Annotated in this window: 21 protein-coding genes and 1 pseudogene; 8 read left to right on the top strand and 14 right to left on the bottom strand. The window is 70.9% G+C overall.

The window, feature by feature from the left end:
- Positions 1 to 92: 92 nt before the first annotated feature.
- Complete coding sequence (locus ABZ855_RS37090; RefSeq protein ID WP_360814520.1) at positions 93 to 1,751, bottom strand: trypsin-like serine protease; 1,659 nt, start codon at positions 1,749 to 1,751, stop codon at positions 93 to 95.
- A gap of 597 nt (positions 1,752 to 2,348) precedes the next feature.
- On the opposite strand from ABZ855_RS37090, the gene ABZ855_RS37085 reads away from it, so the two are divergent.
- Positions 2,349 to 3,524: a serine hydrolase domain-containing protein gene (locus ABZ855_RS37085; RefSeq protein ID WP_360814518.1), complete on the top strand. Its 1,176-nt coding sequence runs from the start codon at positions 2,349 to 2,351 to the stop codon at positions 3,522 to 3,524.
- A 1,053-nt stretch (positions 3,525 to 4,577) separates the two neighbouring features.
- Here ABZ855_RS37085 and ABZ855_RS37080 read toward each other — a convergent pair.
- Positions 4,578 to 4,820 carry a DUF6411 family protein gene (locus ABZ855_RS37080; protein WP_360814516.1) on the bottom strand — a complete coding sequence of 81 codons (243 nt, stop codon included), beginning with the start codon at positions 4,818 to 4,820 and terminating at the stop codon, positions 4,578 to 4,580.
- Positions 4,821 to 5,020: 200 nt separating this feature from the next.
- Between ABZ855_RS37080 and ABZ855_RS37075 the strand changes: the two genes are divergently transcribed.
- Entirely contained in the window at positions 5,021 to 5,578 is a 558-nt protein-coding gene (locus ABZ855_RS37075) for a hypothetical protein (RefSeq protein ID WP_360814514.1), read from the top strand.
- A gap of 66 nt (positions 5,579 to 5,644) precedes the next feature.
- A complete protein-coding gene (locus ABZ855_RS37070) occupies positions 5,645 to 6,205 on the top strand; it encodes a hypothetical protein (protein ID WP_360814512.1) in 561 nt (186 codons plus the stop codon).
- A gap of 36 nt (positions 6,206 to 6,241) precedes the next feature.
- On the opposite strand, the gene ABZ855_RS37065 is transcribed toward ABZ855_RS37070, so the two are convergent.
- The 3 genes from ABZ855_RS37065 to pgm all read right to left on the bottom strand — a co-directional run bounded on the left by ABZ855_RS37065 (position 6,242) and on the right by pgm (position 9,475).
- Positions 6,242 to 7,165, bottom strand: coding sequence for an RNA polymerase sigma-70 factor (locus ABZ855_RS37065; protein WP_360814510.1), 924 nt, complete (start codon positions 7,163 to 7,165; stop codon positions 6,242 to 6,244).
- 38 nt (positions 7,166 to 7,203) lie between these two features.
- Positions 7,204 to 7,677 (bottom strand): carboxymuconolactone decarboxylase family protein, encoded by a 474-nt coding sequence (locus tag ABZ855_RS37060; RefSeq protein ID WP_360814508.1) that lies wholly within the window; start codon positions 7,675 to 7,677, stop codon positions 7,204 to 7,206.
- A gap of 157 nt (positions 7,678 to 7,834) precedes the next feature.
- A complete protein-coding gene (gene pgm / locus ABZ855_RS37055; protein ID WP_360814506.1) occupies positions 7,835 to 9,475 on the bottom strand; it encodes a phosphoglucomutase (alpha-D-glucose-1,6-bisphosphate-dependent) in 1,641 nt (546 codons plus the stop codon).
- A 138-nt stretch (positions 9,476 to 9,613) separates the two neighbouring features.
- Between pgm and ABZ855_RS37050 the strand changes: the two genes are divergently transcribed.
- Complete coding sequence (locus tag ABZ855_RS37050; RefSeq protein WP_360814504.1) at positions 9,614 to 10,261, top strand: class I SAM-dependent methyltransferase; 648 nt, start codon at positions 9,614 to 9,616, stop codon at positions 10,259 to 10,261.
- 3 nt (positions 10,262 to 10,264) lie between these two features.
- On the opposite strand, the gene ABZ855_RS37045 is transcribed toward ABZ855_RS37050, so the two are convergent.
- From ABZ855_RS37045 to ABZ855_RS37010, 8 genes are all read right to left on the bottom strand, one after another.
- Positions 10,265 to 11,086, bottom strand: a complete 822-nt coding sequence (locus ABZ855_RS37045) for an SDR family oxidoreductase (protein WP_360814502.1) — start codon at positions 11,084 to 11,086, stop codon at positions 10,265 to 10,267.
- 65 nt (positions 11,087 to 11,151) lie between these two features.
- Positions 11,152 to 11,727, bottom strand: coding sequence for a hypothetical protein (locus tag ABZ855_RS37040; RefSeq protein ID WP_360814500.1), 576 nt, complete (start codon positions 11,725 to 11,727; stop codon positions 11,152 to 11,154).
- Positions 11,724 to 13,115: a hypothetical protein gene (locus ABZ855_RS37035; RefSeq protein ID WP_360814498.1), complete on the bottom strand. Its 1,392-nt coding sequence runs from the start codon at positions 13,113 to 13,115 to the stop codon at positions 11,724 to 11,726. The genes ABZ855_RS37040 and ABZ855_RS37035 overlap by 4 nt, the downstream gene beginning before the upstream one ends.
- Positions 13,112 to 13,945 carry an ABC transporter ATP-binding protein gene (locus ABZ855_RS37030; protein ID WP_360814496.1) on the bottom strand — a complete coding sequence of 278 codons (834 nt, stop codon included), beginning with the start codon at positions 13,943 to 13,945 and terminating at the stop codon, positions 13,112 to 13,114. The genes ABZ855_RS37035 and ABZ855_RS37030 overlap by 4 nt, the downstream gene beginning before the upstream one ends.
- Positions 13,942 to 14,772, bottom strand: a complete 831-nt coding sequence (locus tag ABZ855_RS37025; protein ID WP_360814494.1) for a zf-HC2 domain-containing protein — start codon at positions 14,770 to 14,772, stop codon at positions 13,942 to 13,944. The genes ABZ855_RS37030 and ABZ855_RS37025 overlap by 4 nt, the downstream gene beginning before the upstream one ends.
- On the bottom strand, positions 14,769 to 15,329 hold the full coding sequence (locus ABZ855_RS37020) for an RNA polymerase sigma factor (protein ID WP_360814492.1): 561 nt from the start codon (positions 15,327 to 15,329) through the stop codon (positions 14,769 to 14,771). Before ABZ855_RS37020 ends, ABZ855_RS37025 begins: the two co-directional genes overlap by 4 nt.
- A 100-nt stretch (positions 15,330 to 15,429) precedes the next feature.
- Positions 15,430 to 16,317: an endonuclease/exonuclease/phosphatase family protein gene (locus ABZ855_RS37015; RefSeq protein ID WP_360814490.1), complete on the bottom strand. Its 888-nt coding sequence runs from the start codon at positions 16,315 to 16,317 to the stop codon at positions 15,430 to 15,432.
- A gap of 60 nt (positions 16,318 to 16,377) precedes the next feature.
- Positions 16,378 to 17,160 (bottom strand): maleylpyruvate isomerase N-terminal domain-containing protein, encoded by a 783-nt coding sequence (locus tag ABZ855_RS37010; RefSeq protein WP_360814488.1) that lies wholly within the window; start codon positions 17,158 to 17,160, stop codon positions 16,378 to 16,380.
- A 144-nt stretch (positions 17,161 to 17,304) separates the two neighbouring features.
- On the opposite strand from ABZ855_RS37010, the gene ABZ855_RS37005 reads away from it, so the two are divergent.
- The 3 genes from ABZ855_RS37005 to ABZ855_RS36995 all read left to right on the top strand — a co-directional run bounded on the left by ABZ855_RS37005 (position 17,305) and on the right by ABZ855_RS36995 (position 21,461).
- Complete coding sequence (locus tag ABZ855_RS37005; protein ID WP_360814487.1) at positions 17,305 to 18,984, top strand: hypothetical protein; 1,680 nt, start codon at positions 17,305 to 17,307, stop codon at positions 18,982 to 18,984.
- A gap of 197 nt (positions 18,985 to 19,181) precedes the next feature.
- Entirely contained in the window at positions 19,182 to 20,453 is a 1,272-nt protein-coding gene (locus tag ABZ855_RS37000) for a hypothetical protein (protein ID WP_360814485.1), read from the top strand.
- A 69-nt stretch (positions 20,454 to 20,522) separates the two neighbouring features.
- Positions 20,523 to 21,461, top strand: coding sequence for a hypothetical protein (locus tag ABZ855_RS36995; protein ID WP_360814483.1), 939 nt, complete (start codon positions 20,523 to 20,525; stop codon positions 21,459 to 21,461).
- A 26-nt stretch (positions 21,462 to 21,487) separates the two neighbouring features.
- Here ABZ855_RS36995 and ABZ855_RS36990 read toward each other — a convergent pair whose 3' ends face one another.
- Positions 21,488 to 22,642 (bottom strand): M20 family metallopeptidase, encoded by a 1,155-nt coding sequence (locus ABZ855_RS36990; protein ID WP_360814481.1) that lies wholly within the window; start codon positions 22,640 to 22,642, stop codon positions 21,488 to 21,490.
- A gap of 186 nt (positions 22,643 to 22,828) precedes the next feature.
- Between ABZ855_RS36990 and ABZ855_RS36985 the strand changes: the two are divergent.
- Positions 22,829 to 23,235, top strand: a pseudogene (locus tag ABZ855_RS36985) (DNA-directed RNA polymerase subunit alpha); the annotation flags it as partial.

Here is a 23,235-nt window from a genome sequence, read left to right as displayed (position 1 = left end):
ACCCCGGCCGGGAGCGGGCGCGCCCGCCGGGACGGAGTCCGTGGCGGGCGCGCTCGGCCATGCGTGGCCGGTGAGGCCGGTGTGGCCGGGGATCAGCCGAAGAGGTTGAAGGAGTTGAGGCCGGTGGCGCCCTTCGCCGGTGCCGCGAAGGTGCCGTTGCCGTTGCCCTTGTAGAGCCACAGCGTGCCGGAACCGGTCCGGGTGACGAGGTCGGCCCGGCCGTCCCCGTTGACGTCACCGACGGCCGCGAGAGCCGTGGCGGCCTTGAACACGGTGGTGCTCACCAGTTTGCGGCCGCCGAAGGTGTACGTACCCGTCGTGCTGCTCGGGTGGATGTACAGGGCTCCTGCCGAGGTACGGCCCACGAGGTCGGGCCGCCCGTCGCCGGTGAGGTCGCCGTGCGCGACGACCTGGGCGTAGGCGTTCCACCCCGTGCCGAGCCCGGCCCGGCTGCCGAAGCCGCCCTTGCCGTTGCCGGGGTAGCGCCACAGGGTGCCGCCCGAGTCCACCGCCATGAGGTCGGGCAGGCCGTCGCCGTTGACGTCACCTGGCGCGAGGATCTGTCGGACGCCCTGCCAGCCGGTGGCGACACGGGTGTTGACCCACTGGCCCGAGACCTTGTGCCGCCAGAACAGCGTCCCCGCTGTGGTCCGCGCGACGTAGTCGAGGACGCCGTCGCGGTTCAGATCGCTCTGCAGCACCTTGTTGTAGCCGGCCCAGCCGGTCCCGGCCGAGCTGTGGGTCGTCAGCGTCGAGCCGTTGTACGTCGACGCGGCACCGCCGCTCGACTTCCTGGCGAACAGGTCGGCCCGGCCGTCGCCGGAGGCGTCCGTGTCGAAGGTCTGCGCCTGGGTCATCCCGGCGTAGGCGCTGGTCTGGGTGAACACCGGATAGGTGCCCTTCACGCCGCACCACTTGTCGCTGTTGGTCACTCCCCAGGCGAAGACGCCCACGACGCGGCCGCTCACGACGAGCGGGGCGCCGGCGTCACTCACGCAGGGTGTCGTGGTGCTTGTGTCGTCGTCGGTGGCGGGCTCGCCCGCGCAGGTCATCGCCGGCTCCACGAAGGCGTCCTGGCCGCCGAGCGCGGTCTTCAGCGCGCTGTCGCAGGTGGAGTCCGCCTGCATGGGCAGGGTCGCGGTCTTCAGTACGTCCGACTCACCGGACCCACCGCGGGCGGTGCCGGTCACGCCCCAGCCCTGGATCGTGGCCTTGGTCCCGGCGGCGTAGAGCGCGCTGTCGCTCGCGGCGGCGAGCCTGATGGTGGTGAACGGCAGCGTGCCGTTGAGGGTGAGTAGGGCGAGGTCATGGACGACGCCCGAGGGTCTGTAGGAGGGGTGCACCCACTGCCGCTTGACGCCGATCTCGGTGCTGCCGTCGAGGTCGCCGCGGTAGGTCGAACCGGCCAGGATCACGGCCCTGTCCCGGTTGGTGAAGTTACGGCCGTAGACGCACTGGGCGGCCGTCAGCACCTTGTTGGGCGCGATCAGCGCGCCGTTGCAGAACCACAGCTGGTCCGAGCCGTCCAGGTAGAAGAGCTGGACCATGTACGGAGCCTTGCTGATGGTGGTCTCCGAGCCACCCACGATCCGTGGGGTGCCGACGCGGCTCGAGGACTTTCCGGTGCCGTTCTCGGCGGTGAGGCGGCGGATGCTGTTGTCCACCGCCCTGTCACTTGCGGCTGACGGCGAGGCTGACGCGGAGTGCGTGGTCAGACCGGTGCCCACCAGTCCGAGCACGACCGCGGTCACGGTGAGGAGCCTGCGTATCCGGTGCGTCCATGGATCCCTGCCGTGCTGAGCGTGAACCACTCGACCTCCAGGCGAAGAAGACGTGCGTCTCGGAACATGACTTTCCATCAGATCACCGAAGATTTCCGATCATCGGCAGCACATGGTAACCGCACGGATTTCGCCGCTTGGGCCTCAACCAGTGCGCGGGGGCGGTGTGTTGGGCGCGGTGGCGTGGGGTGCGCGAAGCAGGACAGCGACGATGCGCTGTCCGGGCGGCCGGGCCGCCGGCCCGTCCGCCCGCTGCCAGGGGCCGAGCAGCCGATGCCGGAGCCGGAGGGCGTGGGCGGGTTGAAGGGCCCCCTCGGTGTGTGGCGACGGGGGTCGCGGAATCCGGCCCGGACGCGCTCCTCCGCCTCGTCCATCATCATGGGTTCTGTAGGCGCCTCGAAGCGGTAGTCGACCGTCCACGGCCCGGCCAGGCCGACAGGTGGGACCATCCCCGACCCGAGGCGAACGGCCCGCCCCGTCGGCCGCGGCAGCTGCGACACAGGCGGCCGGGCCCCGCGCCACCGGCGCCGGACGGGCCCCGGCCCCGGTCCGCCCCAGGAGATCCCCATGCCGATATCCCGTCTCCCCCGGCTGCGGTTCAGCGCCGTACTGGCCTGCGCCTGTCTCACAGCGCTGGTGTCCTCACCCGCACCCGCCGACGCCGACCCGCCGGGCTCCGCCCCGGGCCCGACACTGCAGAGTCAACTGGAACAGCTGGTCCGCGCGCCGGGCGGCCCGCCCGGCGTCATCGCCGTACTCCAGCGGGGGTCGACACGCGAGATCCTCAGGGCCGGAGTCGCCGACCTCGACACCGGCAGGCCGGTCCAACAGACCGACCACATGCGTGTCGCCAGTACGGCGAAGGCGTTCAGCGGCGCGGTGGCGCTGCGGCTGGTGGACCGGGGCACACTCGGGCTGGACGACACCATCGGGCGACGGCTGCCCACGCTGCCACGGGCCTGGCACGCGGTGACCCTGCGCGAGCTCCTGACCCACACCAGCGGGCTGCCGGACTTCAGCCGCAGCCCGGAGTTCGTCAAGATCCTCAGGGCCGATCTGCATCATCGGTTCGACTCCCGGCGGCTGCTCGACTTCGTGGCCGGTGAGGCTCTGCTGTTCCGTCCCGGTTCGCGGTACCAGTACTCCAACTCGGACAACATCGCCGTGGCGCTGATGGCCGAGGCCGCGACCGGGCAGCGCTACGAGGAGTTGCTGCGGCGGTTGGTCTATCGTCCGCTCGGCCTGCGCGAGACGAGCCTCCCGCAGGGCTTCGAGCTGCCCGAGCCATATATGCGCGGCTACGACGTCCCGGTCCAGCAGTCGGCCGAGCCGGGTGACGTCAGTGAGTTGGTCGGCGCCTCGGGCGTGTGGGCGTCCGGCGGAATCGTCTCCACACCGCTGGACATGACCCGGTTCATCCGCGGTTACGCGAGCGGTGCGCTGGTGTCCCGGGCGACAGTGGGCGAGCAGCGCCGCTGGGTCGAGGGGGCCTCGGAGCCGGCCGGCCCGGGCAGCAACAAGGCGGGGGCGGCGATCTTCCGGTACGGCACGAGATGCGGAGTGGTGCTGGGGCATACCGGTAACACGCCCGGCTACACCCAGCTGATCGCCGCGACACCGGGTGGTGAGCGGTCACTGACGTTGTCGCTCACCACCCAGGTGAACGAGGCCACGAAGCCGCAGCTGCTGAAGAAGCTGCGCGAGGTCGAGGAGAACCTCGTGTGCGCGCTGCTCAGATGGTGACCAGCGCGCTGTCCGGGCGCCCCCGGCCCGGCACGACGGGCGCGTCCGACGTGACGGCAGATCCGAACGCCGTCCGGCGGCGAGGACGGACGCCCGGCGGCGCGGCAGCCATGTCTGCCATCCGGCGGCACGCCAGGCGCCAGGGACGCCTGGCGGCGCATCGGGCGCCCGGCGTTGCGCACGCACCTCGGGCCTCGGGCTCCTCGAGCGTCGGGCGCCACAGATCCCGGCCGCCGCCAAGCGCCACGGACACCCGGCAACACGACAGCCACGTCTGCCATCCGGCGGCACGCCAGGCGCCACGGACGCCTAGCGGGCACGACAGGCGCGCCGGGGCGGCCCGGCGTTGCGCACGCGCGTCGGGCCTCGGACTCCTCGGGCGTCGGGCGTCGGGCGTCGGGCGTCGGGCGCCACAGATACCCGGCCGCCCGCCAAGCGCCACGGACACCCGGCGACACGACAGCCACGTCTGCCATCAGGCGGCACGCCAGGCGCCTCGGACGCCGGGGGGCGTCGGGCGTCCAGCCGCGCGGCAAGCACCTATGCCATCCGGCGGCGTGCAGCCACGACGGACACCCGGAAGCACGACAAGCGCGTCGGGGCGCCCGGCGTTGCGCACGCGCCTCGGGCCTCGGGCGCCAGAGATACCGGCGGCGCGCCAAGCGCGACGGACACCCGGCGACACGACATCCGGCGGCACGACAGGAGCCTCGGACGCCCGGCGGGACGTCGGGCGTCCAGCGGCCCGTCGAGAACCTCTGCCATCCGGCGGCATGGCAGCCACGACAGACACCCGACAGTACGACAAGCGCAACGGACGCCCGGCGGGACGTCGGGCGTCCAGCGGCCCGTCGGTCGCCCCTGGCATCCGGCGGCGTGGCAGCCACGACGGACATCCGGCGGCACGGCGAGCACATCGGGCGCCCGACGGCACGGCAAGCGCCTCAGGCACCCGGCGGCACGACAAGCGCCTCGGACGCCCGGCGGCACGGCAAGCACCTCGGGCGCCCGGCGGCAGCAAGCGTTCGGGTGCCCGGCAAGGCGGGGCGTCTGTCAGAACGGCATTCGGCCTCGGGTGCGGCGGCCCGCCGAGCCGCTGCGGCCCACCGCGCGGGAGCTTGAGCGGAACGGCTTGCTGAGCAGCCTGCCCAGGACTCCGGGCGCCTTGCTGCCCGCCCGTGAGCCGGCGCCGAGCGAACGCTGGGCGCCGCGTTCGGGGTGGCGGGACAGACGCGGGACGAAGAAGGCCAGCACGGCCAGGACCACACACAGTCCGACAACCGCGGCAATGATCATGAGTCGCCTCCCTTGGCTCCTGACTGGTCGGGAGGACCGAATGCCCCGCCTCGTCCTCCCTATGTGTCCGCATCCCGGGCGGCTTCCGCGATCGAGGGCGCCGGGCACACTTCGTACCGGGATCCCCGTTTCAGTCGGCGGGCACAGGGCAACTCGAACAAATGGGTGCATATGACGCACCCCGTCAGGAGGTCTGCCCGATGTCAACAGGGACTCTTCTGGCGATCATCATCCCCATCGCGGTGGTGATCGCCGTGGCGGCCGTGGCGGCCTGGCTGCTCATGCGCCGCCAGAAACTGCGCGACCGCTTCGGCCCGGAGTACGGGCGAACGGTGGAGGACGCCGACAGCCGTATGGCCGCGGAACGCGAGCTCAGGGCACGTGAGAAGCGGCACGACTCACTCGACATCAAGCCGCTGGACAGCAGGACCAGGGATCGGTATGCCCACGACTGGACCGGCGTCCAGGACGAGTTCGTGGACCGCCCGGAGGACGCCGTGCACGACGCGGACCGCCTGGTGACCTCCTTGATGCACGAGCGCGGCTACCCGACCCAGGACTTCGAACAACAGCTCAAGGACCTGTCGGTCGAGCACGGCCGCACGCTCGAGCACTACCAGGCCGCCCACGACGTGAATGTGATGAGCACCCGTCACGAGGCGACCACCGAGCAACTGCGGGGTGCCATGGTGCACTACCGGACCCTGTTCGACGAGCTGCTGTCCGACGACGGCGAATCCCGCCGCACCCCGGCCTGAACAACTCGGCGGCCAACCCGTCTCCCCCGACATCGGGAGGCCCGGGCATCCGGGAACGGAGAAGACATGCAACGCGAAGACACACCGGACCGCGCCGCCGCGAGCGGCCTGTCCACCGACGACCTCGCCCACCCTCGCAGCACCCACACACCGCAGGACCCGCCGGGCACCTCGGCCGACGTACCCACCTTCCCCGGCGAGAGCACGGACACGCCGGACTCGGCCGGGACCTTCGAGGACGAGTCCACGGAGGCCGGTCCGGGCACCCGGGACGAGACGATGGAGGCCGAGGCCGAGGCCGACCCGAGCGCCACCGGGCACCAGGCGACGGAGCCGGGCGCCCGGACCGACGACGAGATCCCCCAGCTCCTCACCCCACAGGACGAGGAGGGATTCCGCGCACGCTGGCAGGAGGTGCAGAACGAGTTCGTGGACGACCCCAGGGACGCCGTGCACACCGCCGACGCCCTCGTCGCCGACGTGATGCAGAAGCTCGCCGCCACCTTCGCCGACCACAAGGAAGAGCTGGAGGGCCAGTGGAACCGGGGCGAACAGGCGGACACGGAGGACCTGCGGCTGGCGCTGCGCCACTACCGCTCGTTCTTCAACCGCCTGCTGGTCAGCTGACCCGGGCTGCGGCCCACCCGTCGGCCGGTCGCGGAGTCATCTCCGCTGCCGTCCGGCCTCCTTCACCTCGCGGTCGATGGCCCAGGCGTCGGCGACCGGCCCGAGGTGGCCCAGTTTCTCGGGGTTGATCACCGAGCGGATGGTCTGGATCCGCCCGTCGAGCACGTCGAGAGCCAGGATGTGGAGCACCCTGCCGTCCCGGTCGCGGAAGATCGCTCCGGGCTGGGAGTTGATCTCGTGCGGCTCGAAGGTGATGTCGACACTGGCCATCCGGGGAAGGACGGAGGCGAGCAGCCGGGCCACGTTCTCGGCACCGATGACGGCCCGGGCCAGCTGCGGAGCCTTCCCGCCGCCGTCACCGACCATCGACACGTCGGCGGCGAGCAGCTCTTGCAGGCCGAGTACGTCGCCGTCGCGGAGGGCGTCGAAGAAGCGCGTCGCCAGTTCCTGCCGCTCCTGACGGTTTGCCGCGAACCGTGGGCGTCCGGCCCGCATGTGCCGCCGCGCCCGTACCAGCAGTTGGCGGCACGCCGACTCCGAGCGCCCCACCGCCTCGGCGACCTCGTCGAAGCCGAAGCCGAACACCTCCCGCAGCACGAACACCGACCGCTCGAGCGGGCTGAGCCGTTCCAGGAGCAGCAGCGCCGCCATCGACACCGAGTCGGCCAGTTCCGCGGCGCGTGCCGGATCCTGGTAGGGATCGGCGAGCAGCGGCTCGGGGAACCACGGCCCCGTGTACTCCTCCCGCCGCACGCGTGCGGAGCGCAGTACGTCGATCGCGATCCGGGTGACCGTGGCGGACAGGAAGGCCTTGGTCGACGTCGGCCGGGTGGCCGAGCCGTCGAAGCGCAGCCAGGTCTCCTGGACCGCGTCCTCCGCCTCACCCACGCTGCCCAGGATCCGGTAGGCGATCGAGAACAGCAGCGGCCGTAACTCCTCGAACTCGTCGACCTTGCTCAAACCGGCTTTCCCCCTTCTGGTGATCGTCCGGCGGGCGGTCAGTGGTACTGCCCGGCCACGTAGTCGCCGGCCGGCTGCTGGGTGATGATGTTCAGCCGGTTCGCCGTGTTCATGAAGGACACCAGGAACACCAGTGCGGTGAGCTGTTCCTCGTCGTAGTGCTCGACGGCACGCGCCCACACCTCGTCACTGACTCCAACCGCCGCGTCCGCGATCCGGGTCCCCTGCTCCGCCAGTTCCAGCGCGACGCGTTCGGCCTCGGTGAAGACCGTGGCCTCCCGCCACGCCGCCACCAGGTGCAGCCGTACCGACTCCTCCCCGGCAGCGACGGCGTCCTTGGTGTGCATGTCGACGCAGGCGGCGCAGCCGTTGATCTGGCTCACGCGCAGCGCCACCAACTCCTGCGTCGTGGCCGGCAGCGGGGACTCCTTCAGCGCCCTGCCCGCCGCCATGAAGTGCTTGAGGGCCTTGCTGGGGTTCGGGCCGGCGAAGTAGTTCAGTCGCGCGTCCATCGTGTGCTCCTTGGTGGTCGTCAGGTCTTGTCGGTGGCTACACCCCTGAGACGAGGTAGCCCGACGCCCTGTGACACGCACACGTGTGACTCAGGTCTCCCTGCTGCCGTGCGGCGTGGTGCGGGGCCGCGACGTCGGCCCCGCACGCACCCGCGCGTCAGTTGGCCAGTGCCGAGAGCACGACCGACTTGGCTTCCTCCTGGATCCGGCGCAGATGGTCCGGGCCGAGGAAGGACTCGGCGTAGATCTTGTACACGTCCTCGGTGCCCGAAGGACGGGCCGCGAACCAGGCGTTGTCGGTGGCGACCTTGATACCGCCGAGGGCGGCACCGTTACCGGGCGCCTCGGTGAGAACCGTGGTGACCGGCTCGCCGGCGAGGGTGTCGGCGGTGACCTGCTGGGGGGAGAGCTTGGCGAGCAGTGCCTTCTCCTCGCGGGAGGCGGGGGCGTCGACGCGCGCGTAGGCGGGGGCGCCGAAGCGGTCGGTGAGCCCGGCGTAGTGCTGCGAGGGGGTCTTGCCCGTGACCGCGGTGATCTCGGAGGCGAGCAGGGCCAGGATGATGCCGTCCTTGTCGGTGGTCCACACCGAGCCGTCGCGGCGCAGGAAGGAGGCGCCGGCCGACTCCTCGCCGCCGAAGCCGAGCGTTCCGTCGGACAGGCCGTCGACGAACCACTTGAATCCAACGGGGACTTCGACGAGTTGCCGGTCGACGTCCGCCGCGACGCGGTCGATCATCGAGGACGACACCAGGGTCTTGCCGATCCCGGCGCCCGCCGGCCACTGCTCCCGGTGGGAGAAGAGGTAGGAGATCGCCACGGCCAGATAGTGGTTGGGGTTCATCAGGCCGCCGTCCGGGGTGACGATGCCGTGCCGGTCGGCGTCGGCGTCGTTGCCGGTGGAGATGTCGAACCGGTCGCGCTGCTCGATGAGCGAGGCCATGGCGTACGGCGAGGAGCAGTCCATGCGGATCTTGCCGTCCCAGTCCAGCGTCATGAAGCGCCAGGTGGGGTCGGTGAGCGGGTTCACCACGGTGAGGTCGAGCCGGTGCTGTTCGGCGATCCGGCCCCAGTAGGCGACGGAGGCGCCGCCGAGCGGGTCGGCGCCGATGCGTACGCCAGCTGCTCGGATCGCGTCCAGGTCAAGGACGTTCGGGAGGTCGGCCACGTAGGCGCCGAGGAAGTCGTGGCGGCCGGTGCCGGGGGCGGCCAGGGCGCGGGTGTAGGGGATGCGCCGTACGTCCTTCAGGCCGCCGGTGATGATCTCGTTGGCGCGGTCCTGGATCCAGGAGGTCGCGTCGGACCCGGCGGGGCCCCCGTTCGGCGGGTTGTACTTGAAGCCGCCGTCGGCGGGCGGGTTGTGCGAGGGGGTGACCACCACGCCGTCCGCGAGACCGGACGTACGGCCCCGGTTGTGGGTGAGGATGGCGAGCGAGACCGCCGGGGTGGGGGTGTAGCCGTCGGTCTGGTCGATGAGGACGGTCACGTCGTTGGCGGCGAACACCTCCAGTGCCGTGATCCGGGCGGGCTCGGACAGGGCGTGGGTGTCGGCGCCGAGGAAGAGGGGGCCGTCGGTGCCCTGGGCGGTGCGGTACTCGCAGATGGCCTGGCTGGTGGCCGCGATGTGGTCCTCGTTGAACGCCGTGGCGAGGGACGAACCCCGGTGTCCCGAGGTGCCGAAAGCCACCCGTTGCCCGGGCTCCGCCGGGTCGGGGTGCAGGGCGTAGTACGCCGTGACCAGGCGGGCCACATCGATGAGGTCCTCGGGTCCGGCGACCTGCCCCGCTCGCGCGTCCTGCATTTCCCGCTCCTCCGCAAAACCGTTGGGTACGGCCCTCATTCTCCCCCGCCCGGCGCACCGGGACGCGCACCGGGCGGCCGTTGTGGCGGGCGTGCGGCGGATGCGACGATGCGGGTCGGCCGACGAGGGGACACAGACATGAGGCACGAGGACCAACGGCCGCCCGCCGCCGTGCTGTTCGACGCGCTGGGCGCCGACTACGAGAAGGCGTTCGCCGGCGCCCCCGCGCACCGGCAGGCTCTGGACTGGCTCATCGAGCGGCTGCCGTCCGGGGCGCGCACGCTGGACGTGGGCAGCGGCACCGGGCGGCCCACCGCCGCCGCGCTCGTCGAGGCGGGGCACTCGGTGCTGGGCGTCGACATCTCACCCGTCATGGTCGAACTCGCCGTACGGCAGGTCCCGGAGGCCGAGTTCCGCCAGGCCGACGTCCGGGAACTCCCGCTCGAGCCGGCCTCGTTGGACGGCGTGTGCGTGTTCTTCTCGCTGCTGCAGATGTCCCGCGCCGAACAGTCGGCCGTGCTGCGGCGCCTGACCCTGGCCCTGAAGCCCGGCGGCCATGCGGTGCTGGCCACGGTGCCGGCAGACGTGGAGGACGTCGAGGTGGCCTTCATGGGCCAACCGGTCCGCGCGACGAGCTTCGGCGAGGAGGACTTCACCGGCATGGTGGAGGCGGCGGGGCTGACGGTACTGGCCCGGCACAGCGTCGTTTTCACCCCGGACCACCCCGCAGCCGAGCCCGAACCCCACCTGTTCCTGCACTGCCGCCGCGACGAACCCGGCCGCTGACGACTACTTCGCCGCCTTGGCGACCGATCTCGCCCTGCGGTCGAACTCCCGGTTGAGCAGCGGCATCAGCACACTGCCGAACCGGGCCAGCGCCCGTGTGCCCGGGTCCGGGCAGATCACGAATCGTCGGCGTTCGATACCCGCGACGATCGCCGCCGCGACCTTCTCGGCGGTCAACGGTCTGATCGTTTTGCCGACCGCCCTGGTCTCCTCCGGCTTCCACCGGTTCTCCTCGGCGAGTTGCGGTGTGTCCACGTCCGGCGGAAAGACGACGCCGACATGCACCCCGCGCGGTGTCAGTTCGGCCCGCAACGACTCCATCAGTCCGCGTACGGCGAACTTGGCGGGCCCGTAGGCGCTGTACCCGAAGAGGCCGATCAGCCCCGCGGCGGAGGACACGGCGACCACGCTGCCCCGCCCTCGCGCCACCATCCCCGGGGCGACGGCCCTGATCGCGTGGAGCGTGCCGAAGTAGTCGACCTCGATCATCTCCCGGAAGACGTCGTCCGGCAGCTCGAGGAAGTGCCCCGGCCGGGCGAGCCCCGCCGACGTGATCAGGATGTCGCAGGGCCGGCCCTGTTCCCGCTCGAGCTCGGCGATCGCGCGGGCGAGGGCCGGCTGATCGGCGACATCGGCCGCCCGGGAGGCGGCCGACAGTTCCTTCGCCGCCGCTGCCAGACGCTCCGGGCCACGAGCGATCAGCGACACCTGCGCGCCCCGCTCGGCGAGCAGCCGGGCGGTGGCCAGGCCGATGCCGCTCGACCCGCCGGTGACGATCGCGTGGGCCGAACCGACGTCCAGGGAGCGCGACTTCCTCATCGTCATGCGCTGAACAGTAACGGCGGCGGGCGCGGGTGGAGGTGCCCGCGCGCGTCGTTACCCTCTCGCGGTCACCGTCTCGGTCCCGCGACGGCGTAGGCCAGGGTGCCGGTGACCGCGAGGACGGTGGCTGTCCAGGTGCCCGCCGGTGTGCCGGGGGGCAGCAGCATCCAGGTGGCCACCCGCATCGGCGTACTCGTCGGGGGCGGGGCGAAGCCCGCGAACGACAGCCAGGCGAACGGCAGGGTCCAGGCGTACGGGGCGCCCCAGAGCGCCGCACCCAGGGCCGTCAGCCCCATCAGGCCCGCGCTGTCCCGGACGGCCGACGCGGTGCCGGCCGTGTCCCCGCCCGCGGTCTGCGCGATCAGCAGCACGGAGGCGACGACCGCCCCGGCGAGCAGTACGTGTGCCCCTCTGCGGGGCACCCAGCGGATCGCGGCGGACCGGTCCAGCGCGAGATCCTGCCCGCTGAGCCCGACCGACGCCGCCATAACCCCCGCGGTGGTGACGAGCACGGGCAGCCACGGATTGCCGGCTTTCCCGCCCGCATGGGGGGCGAGGGCCCACACCGCCACCGCGCTGATCACCATCGCGGCGAGCGACGCGGGTACCTGACGTGAGCGCGCGTACAGCGTCAGCCATCTCACCGGGCCGCACCGCCGGACAGCGCGTCGAGGGGGTCGCCCTTGCAGGAGAGAGCGGCGGTGCGCATCGCGTTGATCCGCGAGAGCTGTTCGGCCCGTGGCAGCGCCCTCAGTTTCTTCCACGCCGGGCGGGCGAGGGCGCGCACCTCACTCGAAGCGGCGGAGGGACTGTCGACCGGTTCATCCTTCCCGAGGACCCAGGCCACCGCGATGCTCTGCGCGGCGGCCTCCTTGAGATCGAACGACTCCCAGCCCACGGGGGTGCACCCCGGCACCATGCCCTTGACGATCAGTGCCCGGGTCAGCTCCTCGCCCTTCGCCGAGGCCACCGTGTGGTCGTCGAAGTCGAAGAGCACCGCCTCGCGGGACCAGCGCGGTGTGGAGCCCTCCAACAGTACGGCGTTGTCCTCACGGACCGAGACCGGCGCCCGGCCGCCCAGGGCGCCCCGCATCAGGCCGAGCGCCTTCCTGCCGGGATCCGCGAGGTCGGCGAGTCGCGCCTGCTGCGTTCTGGTCACGCACACCGGGCCCTCGCACACCAGTTCGGCGGCGGTCTCGTCCATGACGTAGATCCGGCGCGGGTCGGAGGGGAGGATAAGGAGTGCGATGATCCCGCCCGCCAGGACGGGAGCCAGGGCGATCACCTTGATGCGCGGTGCGGTGGCCATCAGCAGGGCGAAGCCGGTCGCGGCCATGCCGAGCAGCCAGATCGTCTGCCCCGCGTGCACGGCGCCGGAGAGGGTGAGGAGCGCGTCGCGCACCTCTTGGACCGCCGGTGACAGCAGCGAGATCCGGGTCGGCTCATTGATCGGGAACCCCGGCGTGTTCGTCTCCGTCCTGCTGTGCGAGATGGACATGAGTACCGTGAACACGAAGGCGCCCATGGCCATGGCGGGCGGGGTGAGCGCGGACGGAAGTGCCCGCGCGACCCCCATGCCCAGCACGGCCCCCGCGACGAGTGAGAGCGCCCCCACCAGCGAGATCGGCAGCCAACCGAGGTGCGTGTACTCGGTGTTGGCGAGCACCTGGACCCCGCCCACCAGGACGAGGAGCGCGAAGGCCGAGGCCAGCGTGACCGCCGTCGTGCCCGCCGACGTGGCCGCGCGGTGCCAGGCCGGACGCGGCGTACTGGTCAGCAGCTCGACCGTCTTCGAGCGGTGGTCGCGCAGACCCTGCAGCGCCCCGAGCCCCACGGCGATCGGCCACAGGTAGAACAGGAGGGTGCGGGTCCACAGCGCCAGGGTCGTCCACTGGGCCGTCCACGCCGTTGTGCCCCGCCACCACCCGGCGTTGACCAGGTACAGGAAGCCCAGCGCGCCCGTCAGGACCACGGCGCCGGCCCACGGCGCGACGGAGCGCTTCAGCTCGATGCGCAGGATGCGGAGGTTCACCAAGTCCCCCTTGCCTGCTCGGGGTTGAGCAGCAGCGCGGAGTAGCCGCGCTCCAGCGGGCTGTCGCCCACGTGCTCCGGGCCGCCCATCGAGGCCAGTTCGTCCGGAGGGCCCTGGAAGACCAGCCGCCCGTCGGCGAAGAGCACCACATCGGTGCAGGCGGCGGCGACATCCTCGACCAGGTGGGTCGACACGAGCACGCAGGTGTCCGTGCCCAACTCCTGCAGCAGCTCGCGCAGGCGCAGCCGCTGCGCCGGGTCCAGGCCGACCGTCGGCTCGTCGAGGAGGAGGATCGTCGGGTCGTTGACGATGGCCTGGGCGATACCGGCCCTGCGCACCATGCCGCCCGACAGCGCCTTCATTTTCTCGTCGGCGCGGTCAGCCAGGCCCACCCGCTCGACGGCGCGCTGCACGGCCGCGGGGATGTCCGCCTTGGGCACCTCCTTCAGCCACGCCATGTACTCGACGAACTCGCGGACCGTGAAACGCTTGTAGTAGCCGAAGTCCTGCGGCAGGTAGCCGATCCGGCGCCGCACCGCACGGTGCTCGCCCATGCCGCCCACGGACTCGCCGAGCAGCTCCAGGGTGCCTTCGGTGGGGCGCAGCACGGTGGCCAGCGCCCGGATGAGGGTGGTCTTGCCCGCGCCGTTGGGTCCGAGGAGACCGTGCACGCCGATGCCCAGCCTCAGATCGAGCCCGTCGACGGCCATCCGTTTCCTGCCGACCCTCACTTTCAGCCCGGTTGCCTGGATCTCCCAGGCGTAGGCCGTCGGTGCGATGTCGGCCGGGCTCACCGCGGACTTCATGTCATGTCCCTCTCTGATGGTCATTGATGGGCTCCGAGTACGGAGTACGCGCCTCTGCGGGCGATCACGACACCGACGCCGAGTGCGAGGAGCAGTCCCCACGCGGGCAGACCGTCCGTCCGCAGAACGAAGGTCGTACGGCTGGTGGCCAGGGTCGGCGCCACGACCGCCGCGGCCCACACGGCGGCCAGTACGACGGCCGCGCGCGTCACACCGACGACGCCGCCCAGTGCCAGCGTCGCCGCCGTGAAGGCCAGACAGGGCAGCAGCCACTGGGCGACCATCACGCCCGTCACCCAGCCGCCCACCAGCAGCGTGGGAACGACCACGACGAGTACGGAAGCCGTACGCCGCAGCACCAGTTGGAGCCCTGCCCTGGGCACGGAGGCCGTCAGTTCGTAAGCGGGGTCGAGACCGCGCGCCCAGGACGCCGCGACGCCGAGCACGGGCAGGACCGGCGCGAGCAGCAGCACCCACGACACCCCGCCGGAGCCGGAGCCGGAACCCTTGTAGGCGAGGTCGAGCAGCAGTGCCAGCAGGGTCACGCCCACGGCCATGGCCAGCCACGGCAGCATCGTGGGCGTCATCCACCTCGACATCCGGGCCGACCAACGCCTCCGGCGCGGCATCGGGGACACCCCCGCCAACTGGGGTTCGAGGGCCGACCAGACGGTGTCGACCAGCGACGCCACGGCGGGCACCTCGGCACCGACAGCGGCGGCCAGCCGGTCACGGCACACCCGGCACACCTCCAGATGTGCCTCCACGGCCCAGACCTCGTCGGCGGCGAGGTCGGTGCCGCCGCGCGCGTACCCCTCGATCATCCGCGTCGACGCGTGTTCCACCCTCATGCCAGTGCCCTCCGCATCGCGATCCGGGCCCGCCGGGCACGGGTCTTGACCGTGCCCTCGGGCAGCCCGAGCAGGACCGCGGTCTCCCGGACGGACAGTCCGTCGAGCACCATGGCCTGCAGTACCTGTCTCAACTCCGGCGCGAGGCAGCGCAACGCGTCCCCGACATCACCGCCGACGGTGGTCGCGAGCGCCTCCTCCTCGGCGGCGGGCACCGCGTCGGGCACGGCGGCGGCCGGCGGCGGCTCGGCGTGATGGGCTCTGCGCCGGAAGGCGTCGACCAGGCGGCGCGCCGCGATGGTCCACAGCCAACCGGTGGCCGACCCGCCGACCGCGGCACCGGCGAACGCGCCCGCCGCGCGCCACACCGCCAAATAGGTCTCCTGCATGACCTCGGCGACGATCTGCTCGTCCGCACACCGGCGGCGCAGCCGCACCGCCATCCACGGCGACGTACGCCGGTACAACTCCTCGAACGCGGCACGGTCGCCTTTCGCCACGAGCCGGACGAGACCTTCCTCGTCCAGCTCGTGGGGCGGTGCCTTGACTGATCTCACACCCGATAGACGCCCGGCCCGGGACGCGGGTTTTCCTCCGGACGTGATCCCCGCCACACCCGCCCCCGCCGTCCATGGGGGCGGCGTTCGTCGACCCGGGCTACTGCCCGGCGATGTTCAGGTCGGTGTACAGCGCATGGTGGTCCGAGTTCGGACTGGGCCGCACCCGATGGCTGATCGGGGTGATGCCCCGCAGGAACACGTAGTCGAACTTGCTGTTCCAGTCGGTGGTCGGTTCACAGTTGCCGCTGAGCGAGGGGCGGCACTGGGAGTCAGTGTCGGTGGCCAGCGCCCACATCGGGGCGAGTTCGGGGGAGTCGGGCACCGCGTTGAAGTCGCCGATGACGATGGCGCGGTCGTACCGGGCGACTTCGGCGGCGAGGACCTTCACCTGGCCGGACCGGACGTCTTCCTGGCGTCGCTGGGCGAGATGCGTGTTGAAGACCCGGACGGTCCGGCCGTCCACCGTGGTCGTGACGGCCAGGTACCCGCGGTCCTCCGACCCCCCGTCGGGGTATTCGACCCTGACGCGGTCCGTCATCGGCGCGGCCGACAGGATCGCCTGGCCGAACCCTCCGGGGTTCCACGGCACTCCCCCGCACCGGTTCCAGTTCTGGAGAACCGACCCGTACTCGACGTGGTAGACGAGCCCGTGGAGGGTTTCCAGATACTCCCGGATCCTCTCGACGTCCCGCACGCACGCTTCCTGCATGCCGATGACCTGGGGCGCGGCCTCGGCGATGTCCGCCGCCCGGTCGACGTCGCTCACATCGCAGGGGTTGCAGATGTTCCACGTCATGACCCGGTTCGGTACGACGTCCCGGACTGCGCTCACGGGCAGGGACCGGCCGAAGAGGGCATCGCCCGGCGCGCTGGGCCCCACCAGCACCAGGCAGGCCACGGTCATGGCGCCCGCGAGCAACCGCGTGACCTTTCCGAGCACTGTCGCCTCCTCACCATGGATCCGCAGGACGTCCGGCGTCTCCATGTACGAGGTTATGGGACGGGCGTGCCGGCAACGCACGCAAGGGGGGCACCGTCAGGTCCCCTACGCCGGCTCCCAGGCGAAGAGCAGGTCGAACAGCCCGCGATCGCCCTCCACCTGCAAGGAGTCCACAGGGATACGCCCGTACAGGAACAGGACCAGGTCACCGGCCGTGCCGCGGGCGGAGACGTCGGCCGCGTCCTGATCGGCGGCGGCAGCGGTGGCCGGCGCGGGAAGCGGCGTGGTCCGGGCGCCCTCCGCGGAGAGCGTGACACGCCAGGAGCGGCCCTCGGTGGCGTGGTAGTCGACGACCGCCGCCTTGTGCGGCCAGGGGGACGTCGTCGCGCAGCAGGTGGACAGGAACTCGTCGACACCGTCGAGCGCCACCTCCTCCGGCAGCGGCTCCTGGGCACCTACGGTGATCTGCGCGTCGTACGTGTGCACCGCCAACTGCTGGAGCTGGTGCCGGGCCACGGCACCGGAGGTCTCCGGCGACTGCGACGCCTCCCACCACGTCCAGCAACCGCGATCCGGGCCGGCCTTCCGCAACGCGTCCAGCAGTTGCTCCGTGGACTCCGCCAACCAGGCCAGCAGGGCCTCGCGCTCCCGAGGCGCAGCCGGGGCGCCCTCCGCCGCGGACTTGGCCGGAGCGGGGCCTGCGGCGACGGTGACGGCCCAGTCGCGGCGCCCCTCGCCGATGTGCTGCGCCAGATCGAACAGCGTCCACTCGGGGCACGTCGGCACCTGTGCGTCGAGGCTGGGCGCGGAGGCGACCGCGGTTCGGAAGGCGTTCGAGCGGTCGTCGATCAGCCGCAGCAGATCGGGGAACTTGAGAGTCTTTTCCACTCCGGGTGTCTATCACCGCGCTCCTACACCCGCACAGCGATTTTCCGCGCGAACGTTTTGCCGTCTCCAGGACAAGAGCCTGATTCCTCTTGGTGTTTCCTGTGAAATTTTTGCACCGACGCGAAGATCCTCTGAAGGACCATCATGAGACGCAGCACCCTCCTGGCGGCGGCCACGGCGACCGCGCTGTCCGCCGCCCTGTTCGCGGGCCTCTTCCCGGCCCGGGCGGACAGCGCCGGCGTCGGTCCCGAGCTTGTCGGGGCGGACGGCTGGACAAGCCAGCCGGGGATGCTGTTCGTCACCGCGCACTCGGACAGTCCCCTCACGCGCATCACGGCACACTTCTACCCGCTCGACGCACCGGCCGGGGACCCGGAAGCCGGGTCGACCGAGGACTTCACCCAGTACTCCGGACAGGACGCACGCTCCGGCACCTGGCGGGCGCCCGTCCACCTGGCGGATCTCGGCGACTACCGGGTGACGGTCGACCTGCAGGACGCCTCCGGGGCCACGGTCCCCGGGGCCCTGTCCCCGTACACCCTGGAGTACCGGACAGTCGTCACGATCCCCGACCTGACCGCGACCCCCGGCGTGCCGGACTACCTCCACCAGAAGGTCTCCGTCAGCGGCACCGTTCTCGCCGAGGATCCCCGTCGCCCCGACACCCCCGTCCTCGCCGCGGGCCTGCCCGTCGACATCGAGACCGGTCGAGTCCGGCTGACGGCCACCACCGCCGCCGACGGCCGCTTCTCCACCGCCTTCGTCCCCACCGAGACGTCCGTCGAGCTGTCCGCGTCCCCCCTGGCCGCGCCCGCCTACCCCGGCGCGATCGACGTGATGACGCCCCAGCAGAACCTGCACACCGTCCAGGCGCCGGTCCGTTTCTCCGCCAGCACGCACGCCCTGGACCTCAAGCAGGGCACGACCGGCACCGTCACCGGCCGCGCGGAGATCCAGACCGCCGCCGGCTGGCAGCCGCTGCCGCACACCACGATCGCGCTCTTCGGTCTCGGCCCGGACGGTCTCGCCGCATTCCTGGCCGGCAGAACCACCACCGACAGCACCGGCTCCTACAGCCTTCGCGTCCCCTCGGAGAACGCCGCACCGACCGCCCAACTCATGGCCGGCACCGGCGGCATGCCCTTCCAGCAGCTCGCCACCCAGCCCTTCAGCCTCCACGTCGCCCACACCACCTGGATCACGATGAACGCGATCCTCAACGACGACGCGTCCCTCAAGGTCTCCGGCTCCGTGCACTACGAGGACGCACGCGCGCACTGGCCGACCAGACCGACCGTCACCCTGCAGTACTCCAGGGACGGCAGAAGCGGCTGGAAGGACGCCGTCACCCTCCCCGTCAGCATCCGCTACAACAAGCCCGGCTTCCCGGAGACGTTCGCCCGCACCTTCACCACACCGACCGACGACGCCTACTGGCGCGCCCGCTTCAACGGCAACCCCGACCTGGCGTCCAGCACCACCGCACCCACCCACCTCCGCCGCTACGCGACCCGCATCACCGGCTTCCACGCCTCCCCCGACCCGGTCCGCAAGTCGCGCCCGATCACGTTCTCGGGGCTGCTCCAGTACAAGGACGGCGCCACCTGGAAGCCGCTCGGCAACGGCTCCCCGGCCCTCTACTTCCGTCCCCGCGGCTCCACCACGTACCGCTTTGTCAGCGACATCGGCACCGACGGACACGGTCACCTCGTCGGCAGGGCGACCGCCCGGCAGGACGGCACCTGGGCCGTCGCCTTCGACCGCCAGACCGGCGACCGGTACCTGCGGAGCGCCCGGGTCACCGACTACGTCGACGTCAGGTGATCGGCGCCGCCGACGACACCTGTGCGCGGGCACGTCGATCGCCGGGAACCGGACGAAGCCGCCCTGCGACCACATTGAGACAGGGCGGCGCTTGGAACGCGCCAGTATGGGCGCCTCGGCTCCGCGCTGTACCGTAGATTCACTTCGATACAGAACACCCCTGAGCCACGACCCAGGAGCCGAGGAAGGTGGTGGTAGTGGACTCCCCAGTTGCTGCCTCCTACGACGAGTTGCAGTCGTTGCCGGCCCTCTTCAAGGCGGCGACCGAAGAACCCACGCCCGCACGGGGCAGTACATGGCAGGCCCTGCAGGCGCTGTTTCAGGCCATGGAAGTCGGCCTGAACAACCTCGCGGCACTCGCGGCCGAAACGGTCGACAGGCTGCGGCGCGAGCGGGAGGCGGAAGCCGTCCGCTCGCTGGAATGGATGGTCGGATTCGGTACCCTCTGGAACGAACTGGCCTGGCTGGTGCGCGAGTTGGCCCCCCTGGACGAGGATGCCGAAGGACACGCCCTCGCTGTCACCGACTCGCCCGCGTGGCGGCACCTGGCAGCCGAGGAGCGCATCCTCGCCCAGGAGTTGAAACCGCTGGCCGACCACTCCGAAGCGTCCGAGTGGAAGCAGCTCGTGCTGCGCTACGTGATGCTGCAGCGGGTAGCACTGGAGCATTCATGCGTCGGCGGAGCACCGTACGGGTATCAGGAGTTCGTGCGTCCAGAAGTCGTTCGAGCGGCTGTACGGGAGAGGCAGCTGCCGGGGGAGACGGTGTTCATGCAGTTCCGTGCCGCTCATCAGATGCCTGAGCTGCTGACACGGGCTGTCAACGACCACATCGAACGCGCTGTCGCTGAGCTGGAAGCGGGCCGGACGCAGACCGTGCCCCCTCTTCTGCTGCGCGCGGAGCGGCTTCTGGGTGTGGTGGCGCGGATGACGGATCTGCTCGTGGACACCATGGAGACCGCGGAGTACCACCGCATCCGGGACGCCCTGGGCCTCACGAGCGGCAGCCATTCGGTGGGCCTGCACTTCGAACTCATGCGGGATCTGTACCCGGCGCTGGCCCGCGCCTCCGAAGGCAAGCCCGACGACATCAGACGGCTCACCCGCACGATCGGTCTGCACATCGACCGGTGGCGGCTCGGCCACATCAATCTGCCGCGGACGAATCTCGGTGGCGCCGGCACCGGAACACGCAGCCTCACCGGGTCGCCGGACGCGTTGCGGACCGTGGCGAAGATGCGGGAGGCGGGCCGGGCGCGCGATCCGTACGCGAACGACGGCCGGGCGTTCCGGGCGACCGCATGGGACTCGGACACCCCGCCCCTGGCAGAGGTCGAGAGACGGCTGTTGCGGGAGATCTCGCACGAGACCCAGGAACGTTTCCAGGACGTCCAGGAACGCACCGGGCGATACTCCGATCCGTCAGTTTTCACAGCACCAGCAAAGAGGTGTCCGACTCGGCCGATGTAAAGGGGGAAGGCCGTGTCAGAGTCCGACTTTCGGCGGTTTCTGAGGCGTCATTTCACAGCTGTCGATCTCTTGAAGATCATTCTTTCGCTGGCGTCCGGCTACGGCATCGCGATTCTGGTGCAGGACACCAGGATCGGTGTCGGGCTGCTGGCGCTGTGCCTGCTGGCGTCCGCGGGGGCCTTCGCCATCGACCGGCTGCGGCTGGCGACGGAGGACGAGATCACCGGCGCGCTGCAGGCGACCAAGGATCAGGTGCACGCCGATCTGGGCGTCCTCAACGACCAGGTCTCGACCCATCTCACCCGGCTGCGCGACGAGTTGGACCGGCATATCGACCGGGTCCACGCGGGCGTACGGTTCGTCCCCGACAACCAGGGCGACGACGCCTCGGGAACCGGGTACAACGTGGCCACGTCGGCGGTGCGCAAGGCACAGCGCCGTATCTACGTCGTCGGTGACTACAGCCCTCCCGAGGGCGAGGGAGCCACCCTCCTCGATCCGCCGGACAACCGCTCGGAATATCTCGACGCCATAGAGGAATGCCTCACCACCCGGCTTTCCCAGAACGGACGCGGTGGCACAAAACTCTCCTACCACCGGTTGATCCAAAGGCCGCCGGAGGTCTATGCCGAAATCTTCCGGCGCTCTTTCAACGGGGTCGAACTACGGCGGGACGACATGGAAGGCGATTTACAGGCGTACGAGCATCTCGCACGCGTGATGGAGATCTCCCGGCGTGCGGGAGCGAGCAGTCGGATCGACATCCAGGTACGCCTGATTCCCTTTCTCCCCAACTGCCCGTCGATTCTGCTGGTGGACAGCGAGGAGATCCAGTTCACGATTCCCACCCGGATCGATCAGCCTGGTGACCAGTTCGCCCTGCTGGGGCTGCACGGCGTGATGGTCATGGAGGACCGGGCGTCCGGCAGCCAGCTGTGCGACCACTTCGAAACCCTGTTCACGCGTCTGAAGTCGAAGTCGCTCCCCATAGTGAAGGTTCTGCCCTGAAGTGAAGGTTCCGCCCTGAGCCGGGGTCAGAGGCCGGAGGCGGCCAGGTAGGCCAGGGCCTGTGCCCTGGCGACCTGGCCGACGGCGTCCTCCGGGGGGAGGAAGAGCGGGCTGTGCAGCGGTACGGGGTCGAAGCCCGGCGCGCCGTCCAGCCCCACGAAGGCCATAAGGGAGGGCCACCTGGTCCCGTAGCGCGCGAAGTCGTCGCCGCCGCAGGAACTCCAGGGCGGGGCGAGTGGCACGCCCGCCTGTTCGGCGATCACGCGCACGGCCCGGGTCAGGCGGGGGTCGTTGACCAGCGCCGGCTCGTCGCGCGTGGTGCGCACGGTCCCGACGCAGCCGTGGGCCGCGGCTGTCCGCTCCACCGTGGTCGCGACGATCTCCCTCAGCCGTGCGTGGTCGTCCGTGTGCATGGTGCGCAGGGTGCCCAGAGCCCGCGCCGTGGAGGGGATCACGTTCTCTCCCGTGCCCGCCGACAGCGCGCAGACGCTGAGCACCGCGGGGTGCACGGGGTCGACCCTGCGCCCGGTGACGGTGTGCAGTGCGACCACGACCTGCGCCAGGGCCAGTATCGGATCGTCGGTGGTGTGCGGGTAGGCGCCATGACCGGCTTTCCCCTCGACCAGGATCTCGAAGCCGTAGGTGGCGGCGTTGACCGTGCCTTCGTCCGCGCCGAGGGCGCCCCACGGGATTCCGGGATGGACGTGGACCCCGACGGCGGCGCGCACGGCGTGGGCCAGCCCGGCGTCGGACAGTACCGTCCCGGCACCCGAGGGGGCCCGTTCCTCGCTGGCCTGGAACACCGCGATCAGCGGGCCGGGCAGTTCGCCGGAGAGGCGGTGTGCCGCGCGGGTCAGCGCCACCAGCGCCGCACAGTGCACGTCGTGGCCGCAGGCGTGCATTGTGCCGTTCGCCGAGGCGTAGGGGACCTCGGTGTTCTCCGTCACCTCGATGCCGTCCAGCTCCGCCCGTACCAGGACGCCCGGTCCGTCACCGCCCACGGTGGCGACCAGATTGGTCGTACCGGCGAGGGAGCGGGCACGGACCGGCAGGGCGGCGGCGATGACGCGGGCGGTGTCGGTCTCCAGCCCGCCCAGCTCGGGTTTCGTGTGCAGGCGCCGCCTCAGGGACACCCCGAACTCGAGTTCGTCCTCCACGGCCGACAGCAGCTTTCGCAGCACGACGCCTCCGCTCCCCCACCGTGTTTCTCCGATCGTGGCAAACTGCCGTCGGTCCGAACAGGTGGCGGCAAGGGGCCTCGGGGTCGGTTCACACCCTTCGGCGGCCGTATCGTTCGTATCGCGCGTACCCTTCGTAGGGTCTACGGCGTCACATAGCGGGCGCCAAACCACTGGAGGCAACACCCCGTGCTGATCGCTCAGCGTCCGTCCCTGACCGAAGAAGTCGTCGACGAGTTCCGCTCCCGGTTCGTCATCGAGCCGCTGGAGCCGGGCTTCGGCTACACCCTTGGCAACTCACTTCGTCGGACTCTTCTGTCCTCGATCCCGGGTGCGGCGGTCACGTCCATCCGTGTCGATGGCGTTCTGCACGAGTTCACCACCGTGCCGGGCGTCAAGGAAGACGTCACCGACCTCATCCTCAACATCAAGCAGCTGGTCGTTTCCAGCGAGCACGACGAGCCGGTCGTGATGTACCTGCGCAAGCAGGGCCCCGGGCTCGTCACCGCCGCCGACATCGCGCCGCCGGCCGGTGTCGAGGTGCACAACCCCGACCTCGTCCTCGCCACGCTCAACGGCAAGGGCAAGCTGGAGAT

The organism is Streptomyces sp. NPDC047042 (assembly GCF_040644035.1).
Taxonomy (GTDB): domain Bacteria; phylum Actinomycetota; class Actinomycetes; order Streptomycetales; family Streptomycetaceae; genus Streptomyces.
The sequence above is the reverse complement of the archived record's forward strand: the minus strand, read 5'-3'. Positions and strand labels throughout refer to the sequence as shown.

What these genes read in the sequence shown, in the direction of transcription:
- pgm (WP_360814506.1), bottom strand. Translation starts at nt 9,475, where the DNA reads ATGCAGGACGCGCGAGCGGGGCAGGTCGCCGGACCCGAGGACCTCATC.
- ABZ855_RS37025 (WP_360814494.1), bottom strand. Translation starts at nt 14,772, where the DNA reads ATGAGGGTGGAACACGCGTCGACGCGGATGATCGAGGGGTACGCGCGC.
- ABZ855_RS37080 (WP_360814516.1), bottom strand. Translation starts at nt 4,820, where the DNA reads ATGATCATTGCCGCGGTTGTCGGACTGTGTGTGGTCCTGGCCGTGCTG.
- ABZ855_RS37030 (WP_360814496.1), bottom strand. Translation starts at nt 13,945, where the DNA reads ATGACCATCAGAGAGGGACATGACATGAAGTCCGCGGTGAGCCCGGCC.
- ABZ855_RS37050 (WP_360814504.1), top strand. Translation starts at nt 9,614, where the DNA reads ATGAGGCACGAGGACCAACGGCCGCCCGCCGCCGTGCTGTTCGACGCG.
- ABZ855_RS37075 (WP_360814514.1), top strand. Translation starts at nt 5,021, where the DNA reads ATGTCAACAGGGACTCTTCTGGCGATCATCATCCCCATCGCGGTGGTG.
- ABZ855_RS37015 (WP_360814490.1), bottom strand. Translation starts at nt 16,317, where the DNA reads ATGGAGACGCCGGACGTCCTGCGGATCCATGGTGAGGAGGCGACAGTG.
- ABZ855_RS37005 (WP_360814487.1), top strand. Translation starts at nt 17,305, where the DNA reads ATGAGACGCAGCACCCTCCTGGCGGCGGCCACGGCGACCGCGCTGTCC.
- ABZ855_RS37045 (WP_360814502.1), bottom strand. Translation starts at nt 11,086, where the DNA reads ATGACGATGAGGAAGTCGCGCTCCCTGGACGTCGGTTCGGCCCACGCG.
- ABZ855_RS37070 (WP_360814512.1), top strand. Translation starts at nt 5,645, where the DNA reads ATGCAACGCGAAGACACACCGGACCGCGCCGCCGCGAGCGGCCTGTCC.
- ABZ855_RS37085 (WP_360814518.1), top strand. Translation starts at nt 2,349, where the DNA reads ATGCCGATATCCCGTCTCCCCCGGCTGCGGTTCAGCGCCGTACTGGCC.
- ABZ855_RS37060 (WP_360814508.1), bottom strand. Translation starts at nt 7,677, where the DNA reads ATGGACGCGCGACTGAACTACTTCGCCGGCCCGAACCCCAGCAAGGCC.